The sequence below is a fragment of the Actinobacillus porcitonsillarum genome (assembly GCF_003101015.1).
Classification (GTDB): domain Bacteria; phylum Pseudomonadota; class Gammaproteobacteria; order Enterobacterales; family Pasteurellaceae; genus Haemophilus_A; species Haemophilus_A porcitonsillarum.
Genome location: NZ_CP029206.1, coordinates 279,358 through 294,404 on the forward strand (window position 1 = coordinate 279,358; position 15,047 = coordinate 294,404).

A 15,047-nucleotide genomic window follows, 5' to 3' on the forward strand; every position below is an offset into this window, starting at 1 on the left:
AAATGCCCGTATTATAGCGACTTTGCGCAAAAAAGGCGAAAAAAAACGCCGTATTTTGTGGGGGAATACGGCGTAAAGAGTTGGAGTGATTACCTATTATTTTTAAATTTTCTATATGATAATAATTCTCAAAAACAATTCAACAAAACTTACACAAATTTACAAATAAGAATAATTATCATGTGATATATTTTAGATAATAAAATTTTTATCAAATCTAGTGAAAAATTTGATTTTCTTAGTCAATAAATCGACAAAATCGAAAAAAAATCCAACATACCTCTCATTTTTAAACATTACTTGCTGATCTCCCTGCAAGAAAACAGTAAAGTATTGCGGTCAATATGAAGGAATCAAGCCATGAACGTTTTTTATCAATTAGGCAAAGATGAACCTGTTGTGAGGTTGCTACAAATTACCGATCCCCATTTATTTTCTGAACCAAGCACTTGTTTGCTCGGTGTGAATACGCACCAAAGTTTACAAGCGGTATTAGCGGAAATTCAGAAAACCAATGTTGATTTTCATGCGATTTTAGCCACCGGTGATCTGATTCAAGATCATCAGGTTCAAGGCTACCATCATTTTGCACGTATGATAGAACCATTTAAAAAACCTGTTTTTTGGGTGGAAGGAAATCACGATGAACAGCCTCAAATGAGCTTATGCCTAGGCGAATACTCTTATATTCAACCCGAAAAACAAATTTTTGCAGGGCGTTATTGGCAAATTCTTTTGCTGAATAGTCAGGTGGCGGAAGCACCGAGCGGCTATCTTTCAAGAGGTCAATTAGCTTGGTTAGAAAAATCCTTATCAGAAAATAGCGATAGATTTAGTTTAATCGTTTTACACCATAATATTTTGCCGACACATTCTGCTTGGCTTGATCAACATTCACTGAAAAATGCAGATAAATTAGCAGAAATTTTGGCTCGATTTCCGAAAGTAAAAGCGATTTTACATGGACATATTCATCAAGAAGTCAATGCGATTTGGCAAAATATCCAAATTTTCGCAACACCTTCAACCTGTATTCAATTTAAGCCTAATTGTGATGAATTTACGTTGGATATGCTCCCTCAAGGCTGGCGTGAAATCAGTTTGTTTGAAGATGGGCGAATTGAAACGAAAGTGAAGCGGTTAAAATCAAATGATTTTTTACCAAATTTAGAGGCTAAGGGATATTAAACGCCTTCAAGACATTAGCAAACATCAACAGGAATAAAAAAATTATAGGGGCAAATCATATTTGCCCCAAACAATCTGATGCCGTTTTTTATGAAAACATACCGAGAATTACTGATAACGCTGATAATTTAACTGCAACCACTGCAAGCCTAGTACCGCAATCACGTTATCAATTTTACCCTCTTGCACCCATTGATATGCCTGTTCACGACTAATCACGTGCACTAAAATGTCCTCATTCTCTTCTTCCAAGCCGTGAACCTCGCCGTTCCCTACTTTTGAGCTATCAACTAAGCCAAGGAAAAGATGTAAACGTTCAAGCTGCCCGCCCGGGCTATCCCATACACTTAAGGCATATTCCACATTTTCGACAACCAAGCCGGCTTCTTCTTTTGCTTCTCGGATAGCAACTTCTGCCGGATCTTCATTTTCTTTATCGATCATTCCCGCCACCAGCTCCAGCAACCACGGCGAACGTGTTGAATTTGGCTCATAAGCCCCAATTCGAACTTGCTCTACTAATACCACATTATCTCTTACCGGATCATATGCGATAAGTGCTGAAGCAGCACCTTTCATCAAAAGCTCTCGAATCACTTCACCACTTACGCCACCAGAGAATAATTTATGGCGAAAATGGATTTTCTTTAGCTCAAAATGCCCTTTATATACCGTTTCTTCTTTTAAAATTTCTAAATCTTGATGCCCGAATTGAAGCACATTACTCATATAAACTCCCTAATTAACACGATAAACAAGCGGTTGAAATTGCTCAATTTTTTGCAACTCTCCCGCTTTCCATTGAAATAAATGATGGACACTTTGTTCGCTTTCTTGCATAAAATAAGCCAAAAAGAAGGGAAATTGATGATAAAACATCAAATACCCTGATGGACTATATGCGCTGTTGATTTGATAATTTGCCGGCAGATGCTGCACTTCTGATAGCTTAACAATACCGACCCCTTGAGATTTTAATACGGCTTCTCGTAAGCACCAACTTAAATAAAAACGAGAGGCTAATTCCGATAACAGAGTCATATTGGTTTCAAGCAGCTGCTCAATTTCCTCATCATTAGCATAATGACGAATTAATGCCTCAAACCGCCGTGTCTTTTGCGGATGCTCTAAATCAATGCCTACGGCTTTCTTTTCATTTGCAAAAGAGTAAGAAAAAATGACCGCTACCCAATCGCCGGAATGGGTAATATTAAAATCAATATGCGGTAAGTCCACATAAGGGCGACCACTTTCTGTACGGCGAATATCTGCTAGCCAATGCTCATCTAAATGATGTTTTTCAAATAATTTTCGCAACAAAAAATTCGCCATTCTACGGCTTTTCCAACGTTTTAATTGCCGTTCGGTTAAATTTGCCGGCGGTAAATTTGGTGCATCAATTAGCTCATCGTGATGAGCAAATACCACATCAAAAATGGTCATAAATTTACCGTTTTAACGCTAACGTTAGCACGCCAGCCGCCACTAAACCAATACCCAACCAATCTTGATTACTCGGTCTTTCGCCTAAAAAGATTACCGCAAAAATTGCGACTAAAACTAAACTGAATTTATCAATTGGCGCAACTTGTGAGGCATTCCCCATTTGCAAGGCTTTAAAATAAGCCAGCCAAGATGCGCCGGTCGCTAACCCTGAAAGCACCAGAAAAAGCCAGTTTTTACCACTCAATGAGCTTAACGGTTGCCATTTTGACGTGTAGGTTAAAAATAGAATAAGCGCCAAAATAATCACAACGGTTCGAATAAAGGTAGCAAAATCCGAATCTACCCCCTGTAAGCCAACTTTCGCAAAAATTGCTGTAAGTGAAGCAAATACCGCTGAAGCTAATGCCCAATAAAGCCATTGGTTTGACATAATTCATCCCTAAGATGCATAAGAAAATAACGGTTGGGTACTAGTTTAGCAAACTTTACACCTGAAATAGCTGATATTTTGCTAAAAAAATGTTATAAGATAAATTAAATTCATTGATGATTAAGCGTAAAAAGGAGTGAAAATGATTAGGCAAATTCAAAATTTTCTTAAAATGGAATCCTCTGGTGGGATTTTATTATTAGTTTCTGCCATTCTGGCAATGATTTTTGCAAATAGCAGTTTAAGTCCACATTACTTTAGCTTTTTACAAACTGAAGTTATCTTAAAAATCGGTACATTTAGCATTGATAAGCCACTTCTCATGTGGATCAATGATGGTTTTATGGCAGTTTTCTTCATTCTTGTAGGGCTAGAAGTAAAACGCGAACTTTTTGAAGGCTCGCTTTCCAGCGTACAAAAAGCGGTCTTTCCTGCTTTTGCGGCGGTGGGAGGAATGATTGTTCCTGCCGTAATTTACTGGTTTATCAATAAAAACCATCCGGAATATCTCCAAGGCTGGGCGATTCCAATGGCAACGGATATTGCTTTTGCTTTAGGTATTGTTGCCTTATTAAGCAAGCAAGTGCCACCGGCATTAAAAATGTTTTTACTTGCATTGGCGATTATTGATGACTTAGGCGCGATTGTGGTTATTGCACTCTTCTTTTCGCATGAGATGAGTACCCTTGCATTAAGCATTGCTGCAATTGCCATTCTCATTTTATTTGCGATGAACCGCTACAAAGTGATCGGTTTAATCAACTATGCAATTATCGGCTCTATTTTATGGGCTTCGGTGCTTAAATCTGGCGTGCATGCTACCTTAGCCGGCGTTATTATTGGTTTTTGTATTCCATTACGTGGTAAAAATGGCGAGACACCGCTTTATCATTTAGAACATATCTTAGCACCATGGTGTTCATTTGTGATTTTACCGCTCTTCGCCTTCTCAAATGCTGGGGTATCTTTTGAAGGAATGAGTCTTGAAAAACTGACTTCTCCATTACCGCTAGGCATTGCATTAGGACTTATTATCGGTAAACCGGTTGGCGTCTTCCTTTTCAGTTATGCCTCTGTTTTACTGAGATTGGCAAAACTCCCTGAAGGTGTGAACTTCAAACAAATTTTTGCGATTGCCGTGTTGTGCGGAATCGGATTTACCATGTCCGTCTTTATTGCCTCTCTTGCTTTTGGCAATAATCAATCCGATGAAACGCTACTACCAATGGCTCAACTAGGTATTCTTATTGGGACAAATATCTCGGCCATTGTGGGATATTTCTTGTTAAAATACACCACCAAGAAAGCTTAAGGTTCTAAATATCAATAAAATAAAGCGGTCGGAATTTGTAATAGATTTACCCATTCCGACCGCTTGTTTTTTGTCTATTTTAAAAGCTCTTCATTCTTCTTGTAGTTCCACTTACTACGAGGTTTATCAATATATTGAAAATACTCGTTCGTAAAAGTACCTTGTGCACAAGTGACTTTATCTCGTCGAGTATTCACCTGTTGATTACCAATTGCGTTATTAAGTGTATCAGGTCCTGTCATCACGAAAACACCGCCTTCAATTCTGCGATTTTCAATGTTGCTGACGATAATTTCTAAAGTCTGCTGCATAATCGGATGACCTTTTTCACAAGCTAAAAAGAAATTTGTGTATTTATCACGGCGTTTAATCAACACTTCGCTATCATTCGGCTGAATAATTTGTGAAAGAGGGAAAACTAAATGCCCGTCAATATCAATATAGATACCACCTTCTTTCCATAGGGTAAATACTCGCCAGAAATCAGCCTGAGCTGCGCCATCAGTTAATTTGCTATACGCGTTAAAAATGCGTTCATCGGCATTTTGTTTGATATAGGCTTCACGCTCTTCTGTGCTCACATAACGATAGTCATAACTCAATGACATTAAACGGTTAAACAAATAGTTACAATACATTGGAAGTGTTACTTTGTTTGAATAATTCGTTTGCCAAATGATTGGGGTAATTTTATCCGTTCTTTTTGATTTCAGCTTTGCAGGGCTAAATTCCGGAATGGTAAAACGTTTTTTGGGAAAAACGGCGTGAAACGGATAACTCAAAATTTTGACAATATTGCCCAATAAACGGAATAAACCATTGCATACCACAATCCATTTTTCATATTTTACTGCCATAATTATTTCTCTTTTTCTAATTGGGAAATCACAAAATCTAGCGCATATTCATACCCTTTTGCGCCTAAGCCACAAATCACGCCTTTTGCTACATCACTTAAATAAGAGTGATGACGAAATGGCTCTCGAGCGTGGACATTTGATAAATGCACCTCAACAAAAGGAATTGCAACCGCTAATAATGCATCACGAATAGCAACACTTGTGTGAGTAAAAGCACCGGGGTTAATGATAATGAAATCGGTATTTTGGAATGCTTGATGAATACGGTTAATAATCGGCTCTTCACCATTTGCTTGAAAATACTCTAAACAATAGCCTCTTGCCTCCGCTAATTGTTGGAGGTGGTTTTCAATATCGGCTAAGGTTTGTGAACCATAAATATGAGGCTCTCGTTTCCCTAGCATATTTAAATTAGGTCCGTTTAATAACAAGATTTTTTTCATGATATTATCCTTACAAGCGGTTAAAAATGAGCAAGATTTTGCAATGTTATCAAATTCTAACCCTCGCCCCTTGTGGGAGAGGGACAGTTTTTGCTTCGTTTAGAAGCAAAAACAGGGAGAGGGGAGAGAATTTAGCTACTTATGTTGTAATTACTTTTATCATTCAACATTTGAACAGCTTAATGGGTATAAATTCAATTTTTCCATCAGCACTCTATCGCCATCTTCTTCTGGGTTTTCCGTCGTTAATAATTTATCCCCATAAAAGATCGAGTTTGCGCCAGCCATAAAACACAAGGCTTGCATGGCTTCTGGCATATTGCTACGCCCGGCTGAAAGGCGAACATAACTTTTTGGCATCGTAATACGCGCAACAGCAATGGTTCTCACGAATTCTGTCCAATCAAGATCTTCTGCATTTTCAAGTGGTGTGCCTGCCACTTTAACCAATTGGTTAATCGGCACGCTCTCTGGTTGAGGATCAAGATTAGCTAAGCTGGCGATAAGTCCGGCTCTTTCCGCTCTTGTTTCATTCATTCCCACAATACCGCCGCAACAGATTTTTAACCCTGCAGAGCGCACTTTACCTAATGTATCCATTCGATCATCGTGAGAACGGGTATGAATGACCTGATGATAGCGTTCCGGATCGGTATCTAAATTATGATTGTAGTAATCCAATCCGGCTTCTTTTAAATCTTCCGCCATACCTTCTTCTAACATACCGAAAGTACCGCAGGTTTCTAAACCTAGGGATTTGACCGCTTTAATGATGGCGGAGACCGTTTCAATATCTTTAGGTTTTGGGCCTCGCCACGCAGCCCCCATACAAAAACGGCTTGCTCCTCGAGCCTTGGCAATTTGGGCTTTCTCAACAATATAGTTCACATCAAGCATACTTTGCTTTTCAACACCCGTGTCATAGCGGGCAGATTGTGGGCAATACTCACAATCTTCAGCGCAACCGCCCGTTTTAATGGAAAGTAGCGTAGAAAGTTGAATGGCATTTGGATCAAAATGTTGTCGATGAATTTCTGCTGCTCGAAAAACTAAGTCCATAAAAGGCAAATCAAAAAGTTCTTCAACTTGGCATTTACGCCAATACTGTGCCGTCGGATGTGGCGTGAGTTCATTCTTGGCTTTTAAACGTAGCGAATAGGTCGTCATACAAGATCTCCAAAAAAGAGGCACAAGCCGTTGCTTGTGCCATTCAGTGCGAAAATTACTCTTCGATAGAACGTAATAAGTCGTTAAGACCCACTTTACCTAAGGTTTTCGCATCCACTTTTTTCACGATCACTGCACAGTATAAGCTGTGTGAACCATCTTTTGCAGGAAGGCTACCTGAAACCACCACAGAGCCAGCCGGTACACGTCCGTAGTAAATTTCGCCTGTTTCACGGTCATAAATTCGTGTTGATTGACCAATGAATACACCCATTGAGATCACACAACCATCTTCAACAATCACACCTTCTACGATTTCAGAACGTGCACCGATGAAACAGTTATCGCCGATAATCGTTGGGTTCGCTTGTAGTGGCTCTAACACACCACCGATACCCACGCCGCCTGATAAGTGTACGTTTTTACCGATTTGTGCACAAGAACCAACCGTTACCCAAGTATCAACCATTGTACCTTCGCCTACGTAAGCACCGATGTTTACGAATGATGGCATTAACACCACGTTTTTCTCAATGTGTGAACCTTGACGAACAACAGCCCCCGGTACAGCACGGATACCATCTGCTTTAAATTGTTCTTCAGTATATTGACCGTATTTTGTTGGTACTTTGTCATAATATTTGGTTTCTGCACCATCGATCACTTCGTTATCGTTGATACGGAATGAAAGTAATACCGCTTTTTTAACCCATTGATTTACGACCCATTCGCCATCAATTTTTTCTGCAACACGTAAAGAACCGTTATCTAAACCTTTGATAACTTCTTCAATCGCAGTACGTGTTTCTGCATCAACCGTTTTTGGGGTAATTTCAGCACGGCGTTCAAATGCCGCTTCAATAATTGCTTGTAAAGACATTGTTGTGTTCCTTAATAACAGATAAATAAAAGGGAAAAGACATCTAGTTTTAACATAGAACGCTATTCTTTTCCACTAGAAATTCAATCTCACTAAACCTGCAACCAAAAAGTCACTGGTCCATCATTTTGCAGACTTACTTGCATATCTGCCGCAAATTCGCCTGTTTGTGTCGTAATTTTTTCTGCCGATTGTTGGCAAAAATATTCATATAATGCGTTTGCCTCGCTCGGATGTGCACCACGTGAAAAACTTGGGCGTAGCCCTTTCTGCGTATCTGCCGCTAACGTAAATTGAGAAACGACCAATACACTGCCACCGGCTTGTTGAACATTCAGGTTCATTTTACCTTGATCATCGGCAAAGACACGATAATGTAGCACTTTTTCTAACAAGCGGTCGGATTTTGCCTGATCATCGCCTTGCTCTACACCTAATAAAACCAATAAACCGTGATTAATTTCGCCCACAATTCGGTCTTCCACCTCGACCTTTGCCCATTTAACACGTTGAATTAATGCTATCATTTTCGTCTTTTTTCTCCTGTTTAATCATTTCGAGTTCTTTTAATACTGCGGCAAATTGCCCTCCCAATAAGACCACTTGCCAGCTGAGGTGTATCCATAACAACATAATGGGTAATACCGCCAATGCACCATAAATCGCCTGATAAGAAGGGAAGGTCGTGATGTACCAAATAAACGCTTGCTTCCCTAAAGTGAAAAAGATCCCCGCAAATAATGCCCCTGCACAAGCGTGTTTAAATTTAACCGTGGTATTAGGGACAAATTTATAAATCAATGTAAATAATAGCCAAATCAGTAAGAAAGGCGTGTAGTTCAGTAATGTTGTGGCGAGCGAAAACGTTGCCACTTCATTAAATAAACTTAACGACATTATGTAAGAGGTGATCGCAATGCTAACCCCGGCAACAAGGGGGGCAAGCACTAAAAGCACAGCATACAGTAAAAATGAGATAAAAATCGACCGCTTGCGAGGCTCGTGCCATAACCCGTTTAATGCTTTATCCACATTATGGATCAACATTAACGCAACCACGACTAAACCAATGGTACTCACAATGCCCATTTGCTTAGAGTTATTCACAAAGCTATCTAAATTTTGTTGAACAACATCGCCTATATTCGGTGCAAAATTATCATAAATAAACGATTTCAGTTGCTCGGTTGCCTCGGTAAAGAATGGAAAAATCGTAAACACCGAAAAAACCACCATAATCAACGGCACCATCGCTAACATCGTATTGTAGGTTAAATACCCTGCCGTAACGGGTAATTGATTTTGTCCCGCACGTTTTATAAACACCTTAAAAAAGAGGAGCAACGAATATTTCATAGAATGATTTAACCTTGAATTTCAACCAATATTGGCATTATATGTAAAAATTTAAGAGAAAACGACCGCTTATCAACATTAAATCTTGACCTTGTTTTTATTCCTTGCTTTAATGAACGACCGATTTTAGATTTTTGCATTTGTATAAAAAAGAGGCACATTATGGCAGAAAGTTTTAGCGTAACTCGTCGTTACTTCGATGATAAAAATTACCCACGTGGTTTTGCTCGCCACGGCGATTATACTATTCGTGAAGCACAAACCTTAGAACAATATGGTCAAGCATGTTTAGCATTAGAGACCGGGGAACGTAAAGCTAAAACCGCTGAAGAAGAACGTTTTGTTGCTGTGATGAAAGGCGATGAAATCGCAGAAAGCATTATTGAGAAAGCGTGGTTAAAATATCGTTCTCTAACCAGTAAATCTAAACGCATTTACACCCTTTCCGGTAACGCTGGTAGCGATGCTGGAGATGATTTCAGCGCAGCTGAATAAATTTGTTTTTCTTGAAGATAGGGTGCATTTTTGCACCTTGTTTTTTTATTAAATACCGCAATTCCATTTTTAATATGACCTTAGCAACCGAACAATACGCCGATTTACTTGCAAAAAAAGTAGCAAATTTAACCGCTTTACTTTCTCCCTTCCAAGCACCTGAATTAGAGGTTTTTGCTTCAAAGCCACAGCATTTCCGTATGCGTGCTGAATTTCGTGTTTGGCACGATAAAAATGAAAAAGGGGAAAACGAGCTATATCATATTATGTTCGATCCTGAGACCAAACAGCGTTATCGTGTTGATCAATTCCCGATTGCCAATGAACTCATCAACAAAATGATGAAATCACTTTTAGCAGAAATTCAAGGCAACGAATTACTGACCCATAAACTGTTTCAGATCGATTACCTCAGCACTTTAAGTGGGGAAATTGCGGTTTCTTTGCTTTATCACAAAGCACTTAATGAAGAATGGGTTGAACAAGCACAATTATTGAAACAACGCCTTACTGAACAGGGATTTCGTGTTCAACTGATTGGGCGAGCAACCAAACAAAAAATTGCCCTTGATCACGACTACGTTGAAGAAGTACTCCCTATTCACGGCAAAAATTATGTTTACCGCCAAGTTGAAAATAGCTTTACTCAACCTAATGCGGAAATGAATATTAAAATGTTGGAATGGGCAAGAAGTTGCACACAAAACAGTCAAGGCGATTTGCTTGAGCTTTATTGTGGAAATGGGAATTTCTCAATTGCATTAGCCGAGAATTTCAGAAAAGTATTAGCTACCGAAATTTCAAAATCTTCGGTACAATCAGCTCAGTATAACATTGAGCAAAATGGTATTGATAACTTACAGATCATCCGAATGTCTGCCGAAGAATTTACCCAAGCGATGAATGGCGTTCGAGAATTTAACCGCTTAAAAGGCATTGATCTCAAAAGCTACGATTGCAACACGATCTTTGTTGATCCACCAAGAGCAGGACTTGATCCGGATACGCTAAATATGGTTCAAGGTTATGAGCGTATTTTATATATCTCTTGTAACCCAAATACGTTGGCAGAAAATTTACAACAACTTTCTCAAACTCACCGTATTGAACGAGCTGCATTATTTGATCAATTTCCGTTTACCCATCATATTGAAAGTGGTGTTTGGCTCATAAAACGAACCTAGGTTCATTTTAACGCTCAAAAAAATAGCAATTGAATAAATGCAACCAATTTTTGCTTGACCAGAGAGAAATAAACCGATAATATTTTGCTCGTTTTCAACGGAGGAATGGTCGAGTGGTTGAAGGCACCGGTCTTGAAAACCGGCGAGGGTTTACGCCCTCCGTGAGTTCGAATCTCACTTCCTCCGCCATCAAATTCTAACCGCCTGTTATTGCAAAATAACAGGCGGTTTTTTTATTTTAAAGATATCTAAATGAAAATAAAGGCTACTATGATTACTTAATCATAATAGCCTATTAACTTACAACCACCCTTTCCGTTTAAAATAAATATACGGCGTTGCAGCGGCGCAAATCATCAGTCCGATTGCCATTGGGTAACCATATTCAAAATGCAATTCCGGCATAAATTCAAAGTTCATACCGTAAGTGGAAGCCACCAATGTTGCCGGTAGGAACATAACCGATACGACCGAGAAGAATTTCATAATTTTATTCTGCTCAATATTGATATAACCCATTGCCGCTTGCATTAAGAAGTTTACCTTTTGGAACAGCGACTCATTATGCGGTTGGAGGGATTCAATATCTCGCATAATATCTCGAGCTTGTTCTAGCTGGTTATTTGGCAAACGTGTTTTACGAAGTAAGAAACTTAACGCACGTTGAGTATCCATCAAGCAAAGACGAACTTTAGAACTCACGTCTTCTAATTCTGTTAAATCAGAAAGTGCTTCATTTAGGCTGTTACCTTCCTGTTTGCCATCTAAGATAATGTGGCTGAAATTCTCTAAATCTGCATAAACGGTTTCAATAACATCCGCTAACTGCTCAATTTTTGTTTCAAAAAGATCGAGTAATAATTCATAAGCGTTACTATCCAGTAATTTTGCTCGGCGAGAACGCATACGATATAAACGAAAAGCCGGCAAATCACGTTCACGTAAAGTAAATAAACGCCCATCGCGAATGGTAAATGCCACCGTTGCAATGTCGGCATAATCGTCATCATCTAAACAGTAGAAAAATGAGTGAAGGTGTAAACCATCTTCATCTTCAAAAAAACGCGCGGAAGCCTCTAAGTCTTCCAATTCGTGTTCTTCAGCGAGGGTTTGGTCTAATCCGAGTTTTAAGACACTCCGTTCATCATCACTTGGATCAATTAAATCAATCCAAATAGAATCATTGAGTTGGTCTTTAGAAGTTTCATCAACACTGACTAAGCGTGCGTTATCTAATGCAAATGCACGAATCATTTTGTTTCTCCATTAGGTTAGGAGGCGATGAACAAAAAGGAACAAAAAGATACTAGACAAAAGTTACCGACCAAGTCGGCAACCTGAGGGTTGGACAAGGCGGGTTAATTCATAAAGAAAATTGACGAGTATCGACTATGACTGTCCAAAATGTGTAATCCTCAAGTAAAAATAGTGTGCGAATGGTACAGATTTCAAGAGATATAGTCAAGCAAGCATTGGCTTACAAAGAGGCTTTCCTGATATTTTTACCCCATCTACCAATTTCAAGGAGATTTCTTTTTTTTGAATTAGGGGTATAATGGACAAGATTTAATTTTAACCGACCTAAAAAGAGGAATTTATTATGGGTGGCATTAGCATCTGGCAATTACTGATTATCGTCGCAATTATTGTATTACTTTTCGGTACAAAAAAATTACGTACATTAGGTACGGATTTAGGCGAATCTGTTAAAGGCTTTAAAAAAGCAATGGCTGACGATAAGAAAGATGCTGAATTTGAAAAAGTCGAATCAAAAGCGGCAGAATCAACAGAACAAAAAGCAAAAGATAAAGAGCAGGCATAATCCGTGTTTGATATTGGTTTTTCTGAATTAGTGCTGATATTTATTGTGGGCTTAGTGGTTCTCGGCCCACAAAAAATGCCTATTGCGATTCGCACCGTAATGGGGTGGATTCGCACCATTCGGGGGCTGGCAGCTAACGTGCAAAATGAATTAGCACAAGAGCTTAAATTGCAAGAGCTTAAAGACAGCATCAAAAAAGCTGAGGCATTAAACTTATCTTCCCTTTCGCCTGAATTAAGCAAAACGGTCGAAGAACTTAAACAATCTGCTCAACAAATGCAAGAAAGTTTAAATACAGCTAAAAACGATATTACCAAATTAACCGATGAGCAAGTCGCGGATATTCAGGCAAAAATTTCGGCTGAAAGTGAGCAACTTGACCAAACTTCTGAAAATCAAGTCGCAGAAAGTGCGTTGCAAAAAAATACAGAAAACGCACCGCTTGCATCAGAAAATGAAGCCAAGGAACTTTCACCAGCAGAACTGGCTGAAATGGCTGAATTAGATGAAGAAAAATTAAGCGAGCAACTCTCTGCTTATTATCCGCCTGATGATGAAATTTCTCCGGCAACAAAGAAGGAGAAAAGCAATGCAAGCTGATCAATCCCAACCACTTATTAGCCATTTACTTGAGTTACGCAATCGTTTATTGCGTTGTGTCGTTTGCGTATTAGTGGTTTTTTGTGCTCTTGTTTATTGGGCAAACGATATTTACACCTTGTTAGCGACACCGCTGACAAGCAACTTGCCGGAAGGGGCAACAATGATTGCAACCAATGTTGCGACACCATTTTTTACCCCGATTAAATTGACGATTGTCACGTCCATTTTTCTCTCTGTGCCTTTTATTTTGTATCAAATATGGGCTTTTGTTGCACCGGCGCTTTATAAACATGAAAAGCGTTTAGTTTATCCGCTATTAGTATCCAGTACTTTATTGTTCTACTGTGGCGTTGCTTTTGCTTATTATGTTGTCTTCCCATTAGTTTTTGGTTTCTTAACCAGCACAGCGCCAGAGGGTGTGCAAATGGCAACAGATATTAGCAGTTACCTTGACTTTGTTTTAACCATCTTTATGGCGTTTGGTATCTGCTTTGAAGTGCCGGTTGCGATTATTTTACTTTGCTGGGCAGGCGTAACAACACCGGAAGATTTACGTGAGAAACGCCCGTATATTATCGTGGCAGCATTCGTGATCGGTATGTTACTTACCCCTCCGGATGTTTTCTCTCAAACACTGCTTGCCGTGCCAATGTGCTTATTATTTGAAGTAGGTGTAATTTGCGCCAAATTCTATAAGCCAAAAGAAGAGAGCGAGGAAACCGCTTAATTTACGATAACTAGCCCGCTTACAAGCGGGTTATTTTTTCCATTTTTTTGCAATTAAGGACATATTATGAGTCAATACCTGAACACAGCTTTCCCACAACGCCGTATGCGCCGTTTACGTAAACATGATTTTAGCCGCCGTTTAGTCGCTGAAAATCAATTAACGGCAAATGATTTAATTTATCCTGTTTTTGTTATTGAAGGCGAAAATGAACGAGTGAAAGTGCCTTCCATGCCGGGCGTTGAGCGTTTGACGATCGATCAGTTATTAGTCGAAGCAGCTTTATTAGTGAAGTATGGTGTACCCATGATTGCCATTTTCCCTGTTGTTGGCGATGCCAAAAAATCACTAATGGCTGAAGAAGCTTATAACCCTAACGGGCTTGCGCAACGTGCCGTAAAAGCATTAAAAGCAGCTTATCCTGAATTGGGGGTCATGACTGATGTGGCGCTCGACCCTTTCACAACCCACGGTCAAGATGGGATTATTGATGAAGAAGGCTATGTCCTTAATGATGTCACAACAGAAATTCTGGTTAAACAAGCCCTCTCTCACGCTGAAGCAGGTGCTGATGTTGTTGCACCAAGTGATATGATGGATGGACGTATCGGCGAAATCCGCAAAGCCCTTGAGGAAAAAGGCTTCATCAATACCCAAATTATGGCTTATTCGGCTAAATACGCCTCAAATTATTACGGACCTTTCCGTGATGCGGTTGGCTCTGCCGGTAATTTAAAAGGCGGAAACAAATATACCTACCAAGTTGATCCGGCAAATGGCAATGAAGGTTTACACGAAGTGGCAATGGATATCCAAGAAGGTGCTGATATGGTTATGGTTAAACCCGGAATGCCTTATTTAGATATGGTTTGGCGTGTGAAAGAGACCTTTGGTGTGCCAACTTTTGCCTACCAAGTATCCGGCGAATATGCGATGCATATGGCAGCTATTCAAAACGGTTGGCTAAAAGAGCGTGAATGTATTATGGAAGGTTTACTCTGCTTTAAACGTGCAGGTGCAGACGGTATTTTAACCTACTTCGCCAAACAAGTCGCGGAGTGGTTATATCAAGATAGCCATAAGTAAGCAGTTGAAAGGCTATTCATTGCAATAGCCTTTGTTTTTACAAGCGGT

General features: G+C 39.4%; 18 protein-coding genes and 1 tRNA gene. 9 read left to right on the forward strand and 10 right to left on the reverse strand.

Features of this window, described 5'->3' with window-relative positions; translation table 11 throughout:
- Positions 1–360 precede the first annotated feature (360 nt).
- Complete coding sequence (gene cpdA / locus DDU33_RS01425) at positions 361–1,188, forward strand: 3',5'-cyclic-AMP phosphodiesterase (protein ID WP_108922706.1); 828 nt, start codon at positions 361–363, stop codon at positions 1,186–1,188.
- 108 nt (positions 1,189–1,296) lie between these two features.
- Here the strand turns inward: cpdA and nudF are convergent, their stop codons facing one another.
- Genes nudF through DDU33_RS01440 form a run of 3 tightly spaced genes read right to left on the reverse strand, consistent with a single transcriptional unit; the run spans position 1,297 to position 3,064 of the window.
- Positions 1,297–1,917 carry an ADP-ribose diphosphatase gene (nudF, locus tag DDU33_RS01430; protein ID WP_108922708.1) on the reverse strand — a complete coding sequence of 207 codons (621 nt, stop codon included), beginning with the start codon at positions 1,915–1,917 and terminating at the stop codon, positions 1,297–1,299.
- A gap of 9 nt (positions 1,918–1,926) precedes the next feature.
- Positions 1,927–2,631, reverse strand: coding sequence for a 4'-phosphopantetheinyl transferase family protein (locus DDU33_RS01435; protein ID WP_108922710.1), 705 nt, complete (start codon positions 2,629–2,631; stop codon positions 1,927–1,929).
- A gap of 4 nt (positions 2,632–2,635) precedes the next feature.
- Positions 2,636–3,064 carry an EamA family transporter gene (locus DDU33_RS01440; protein WP_005817836.1) on the reverse strand — a complete coding sequence of 143 codons (429 nt, stop codon included), beginning with the start codon at positions 3,062–3,064 and terminating at the stop codon, positions 2,636–2,638.
- A 142-nt stretch (positions 3,065–3,206) separates the two neighbouring features.
- Between DDU33_RS01440 and nhaA the strand changes: the two genes are divergently transcribed.
- Positions 3,207–4,376: a Na+/H+ antiporter NhaA gene (gene nhaA / locus DDU33_RS01445; RefSeq protein ID WP_108922712.1), complete on the forward strand. Its 1,170-nt coding sequence runs from the start codon at positions 3,207–3,209 to the stop codon at positions 4,374–4,376.
- Positions 4,377–4,450: 74 nt separating this feature from the next.
- On the opposite strand, the gene DDU33_RS01450 is transcribed toward nhaA, so the two are convergent.
- The 6 genes from DDU33_RS01450 to DDU33_RS01475 all read right to left on the reverse strand — a co-directional run bounded on the left by DDU33_RS01450 (position 4,451) and on the right by DDU33_RS01475 (position 9,082).
- The gene (locus DDU33_RS01450) at positions 4,451–5,233 is read right to left on the reverse strand and encodes a glycosyltransferase family 32 protein (RefSeq protein ID WP_108922714.1); all 783 of its coding nucleotides are present in this window, start codon (positions 5,231–5,233) and stop codon (positions 4,451–4,453) included.
- A gap of 2 nt (positions 5,234–5,235) precedes the next feature.
- Positions 5,236–5,679 (reverse strand): type II 3-dehydroquinate dehydratase, encoded by a 444-nt coding sequence (aroQ, locus tag DDU33_RS01455; protein WP_005817831.1) that lies wholly within the window; start codon positions 5,677–5,679, stop codon positions 5,236–5,238.
- A gap of 159 nt (positions 5,680–5,838) precedes the next feature.
- Positions 5,839–6,846 carry a biotin synthase BioB gene (gene bioB, locus DDU33_RS01460; protein ID WP_005711060.1) on the reverse strand — a complete coding sequence of 336 codons (1,008 nt, stop codon included), beginning with the start codon at positions 6,844–6,846 and terminating at the stop codon, positions 5,839–5,841.
- 55 nt (positions 6,847–6,901) lie between these two features.
- Positions 6,902–7,726, reverse strand: coding sequence for a 2,3,4,5-tetrahydropyridine-2,6-dicarboxylate N-succinyltransferase (gene dapD / locus DDU33_RS01465; protein ID WP_005823491.1), 825 nt, complete (start codon positions 7,724–7,726; stop codon positions 6,902–6,904).
- Positions 7,727–7,818: 92 nt separating this feature from the next.
- Positions 7,819–8,253 carry a D-aminoacyl-tRNA deacylase gene (gene dtd / locus DDU33_RS01470; RefSeq protein WP_005817825.1) on the reverse strand — a complete coding sequence of 145 codons (435 nt, stop codon included), beginning with the start codon at positions 8,251–8,253 and terminating at the stop codon, positions 7,819–7,821.
- On the reverse strand, positions 8,228–9,082 hold the full coding sequence (locus DDU33_RS01475; protein ID WP_108922716.1) for a virulence factor BrkB family protein: 855 nt from the start codon (positions 9,080–9,082) through the stop codon (positions 8,228–8,230). Before DDU33_RS01475 ends, dtd begins: the two co-directional genes overlap by 26 nt.
- A 162-nt stretch (positions 9,083–9,244) precedes the next feature.
- Here DDU33_RS01475 and DDU33_RS01480 point away from each other — a divergent pair, with 162 nt between their 5' ends.
- The 3 genes from DDU33_RS01480 (at position 9,245) to DDU33_RS01490 (ending at position 10,950) form a co-directional block, all read left to right on the forward strand.
- Positions 9,245–9,577, forward strand: a complete 333-nt coding sequence (locus DDU33_RS01480; protein ID WP_005817821.1) for a MaoP family protein — start codon at positions 9,245–9,247, stop codon at positions 9,575–9,577.
- A gap of 74 nt (positions 9,578–9,651) precedes the next feature.
- Positions 9,652–10,761, forward strand: a complete 1,110-nt coding sequence (gene trmA / locus DDU33_RS01485; RefSeq protein WP_108922718.1) for a tRNA (uridine(54)-C5)-methyltransferase TrmA — start codon at positions 9,652–9,654, stop codon at positions 10,759–10,761.
- A 99-nt stretch (positions 10,762–10,860) separates the two neighbouring features.
- Positions 10,861–10,950: transfer RNA gene (locus DDU33_RS01490), tRNA-Ser, on the forward strand.
- Between the two features lie 111 nt (positions 10,951–11,061).
- On the opposite strand, the gene corA is transcribed toward DDU33_RS01490, so the two are convergent.
- Positions 11,062–12,015 carry a magnesium/cobalt transporter CorA gene (gene corA / locus DDU33_RS01495; RefSeq protein ID WP_005819163.1) on the reverse strand — a complete coding sequence of 318 codons (954 nt, stop codon included), beginning with the start codon at positions 12,013–12,015 and terminating at the stop codon, positions 11,062–11,064.
- Positions 12,016–12,361: 346 nt separating this feature from the next.
- On the opposite strand from corA, the gene tatA reads away from it, so the two are divergent.
- The 4 genes from tatA to hemB all read left to right on the forward strand — a co-directional run bounded on the left by tatA (position 12,362) and on the right by hemB (position 14,999).
- Positions 12,362–12,583: a Sec-independent protein translocase subunit TatA gene (gene tatA / locus DDU33_RS01500; RefSeq protein WP_005819161.1), complete on the forward strand. Its 222-nt coding sequence runs from the start codon at positions 12,362–12,364 to the stop codon at positions 12,581–12,583.
- A 3-nt stretch (positions 12,584–12,586) separates the two neighbouring features.
- Complete coding sequence (gene tatB / locus DDU33_RS01505) at positions 12,587–13,183, forward strand: Sec-independent protein translocase protein TatB (protein ID WP_108922720.1); 597 nt, start codon at positions 12,587–12,589, stop codon at positions 13,181–13,183.
- On the forward strand, positions 13,173–13,913 hold the full coding sequence (tatC, locus tag DDU33_RS01510; protein ID WP_005819157.1) for a twin-arginine translocase subunit TatC: 741 nt from the start codon (positions 13,173–13,175) through the stop codon (positions 13,911–13,913). The genes tatB and tatC overlap by 11 nt, the downstream gene beginning before the upstream one ends.
- Positions 13,914–13,979: 66 nt before the next feature.
- Positions 13,980–14,999, forward strand: a complete 1,020-nt coding sequence (hemB, locus tag DDU33_RS01515; RefSeq protein WP_108922722.1) for a porphobilinogen synthase — start codon at positions 13,980–13,982, stop codon at positions 14,997–14,999.
- Positions 15,000–15,047: the final 48 nt, after the last annotated feature.

Bases quoted from the DNA above. Each gene is read 5' to 3' on its own strand.
- DDU33_RS01480 (WP_005817821.1), top strand. From the start codon at position 9,245: ATGGCAGAAAGTTTTAGCGTAACTCGTCGTTACTTCGATGATAAAAAT.
- nudF (WP_108922708.1), bottom strand. From the start codon at position 1,917: ATGAGTAATGTGCTTCAATTCGGGCATCAAGATTTAGAAATTTTAAAA.
- DDU33_RS01435 (WP_108922710.1), bottom strand. From the start codon at position 2,631: ATGACCATTTTTGATGTGGTATTTGCTCATCACGATGAGCTAATTGAT.
- hemB (WP_108922722.1), top strand. From the start codon at position 13,980: ATGAGTCAATACCTGAACACAGCTTTCCCACAACGCCGTATGCGCCGT.
- tatC (WP_005819157.1), top strand. From the start codon at position 13,173: ATGCAAGCTGATCAATCCCAACCACTTATTAGCCATTTACTTGAGTTA.
- dtd (WP_005817825.1), bottom strand. From the start codon at position 8,253: ATGATAGCATTAATTCAACGTGTTAAATGGGCAAAGGTCGAGGTGGAA.
- dapD (WP_005823491.1), bottom strand. From the start codon at position 7,726: ATGTCTTTACAAGCAATTATTGAAGCGGCATTTGAACGCCGTGCTGAA.
- aroQ (WP_005817831.1), bottom strand. From the start codon at position 5,679: ATGAAAAAAATCTTGTTATTAAACGGACCTAATTTAAATATGCTAGGG.
- DDU33_RS01450 (WP_108922714.1), bottom strand. From the start codon at position 5,233: ATGGCAGTAAAATATGAAAAATGGATTGTGGTATGCAATGGTTTATTC.
- DDU33_RS01475 (WP_108922716.1), bottom strand. From the start codon at position 9,082: ATGAAATATTCGTTGCTCCTCTTTTTTAAGGTGTTTATAAAACGTGCG.
- corA (WP_005819163.1), bottom strand. From the start codon at position 12,015: ATGATTCGTGCATTTGCATTAGATAACGCACGCTTAGTCAGTGTTGAT.
- nhaA (WP_108922712.1), top strand. From the start codon at position 3,207: ATGATTAGGCAAATTCAAAATTTTCTTAAAATGGAATCCTCTGGTGGG.
- bioB (WP_005711060.1), bottom strand. From the start codon at position 6,846: ATGACGACCTATTCGCTACGTTTAAAAGCCAAGAATGAACTCACGCCA.
- DDU33_RS01440 (WP_005817836.1), bottom strand. From the start codon at position 3,064: ATGTCAAACCAATGGCTTTATTGGGCATTAGCTTCAGCGGTATTTGCT.
- trmA (WP_108922718.1), top strand. From the start codon at position 9,652: ATGACCTTAGCAACCGAACAATACGCCGATTTACTTGCAAAAAAAGTA.
- tatA (WP_005819161.1), top strand. From the start codon at position 12,362: ATGGGTGGCATTAGCATCTGGCAATTACTGATTATCGTCGCAATTATT.
- cpdA (WP_108922706.1), top strand. From the start codon at position 361: ATGAACGTTTTTTATCAATTAGGCAAAGATGAACCTGTTGTGAGGTTG.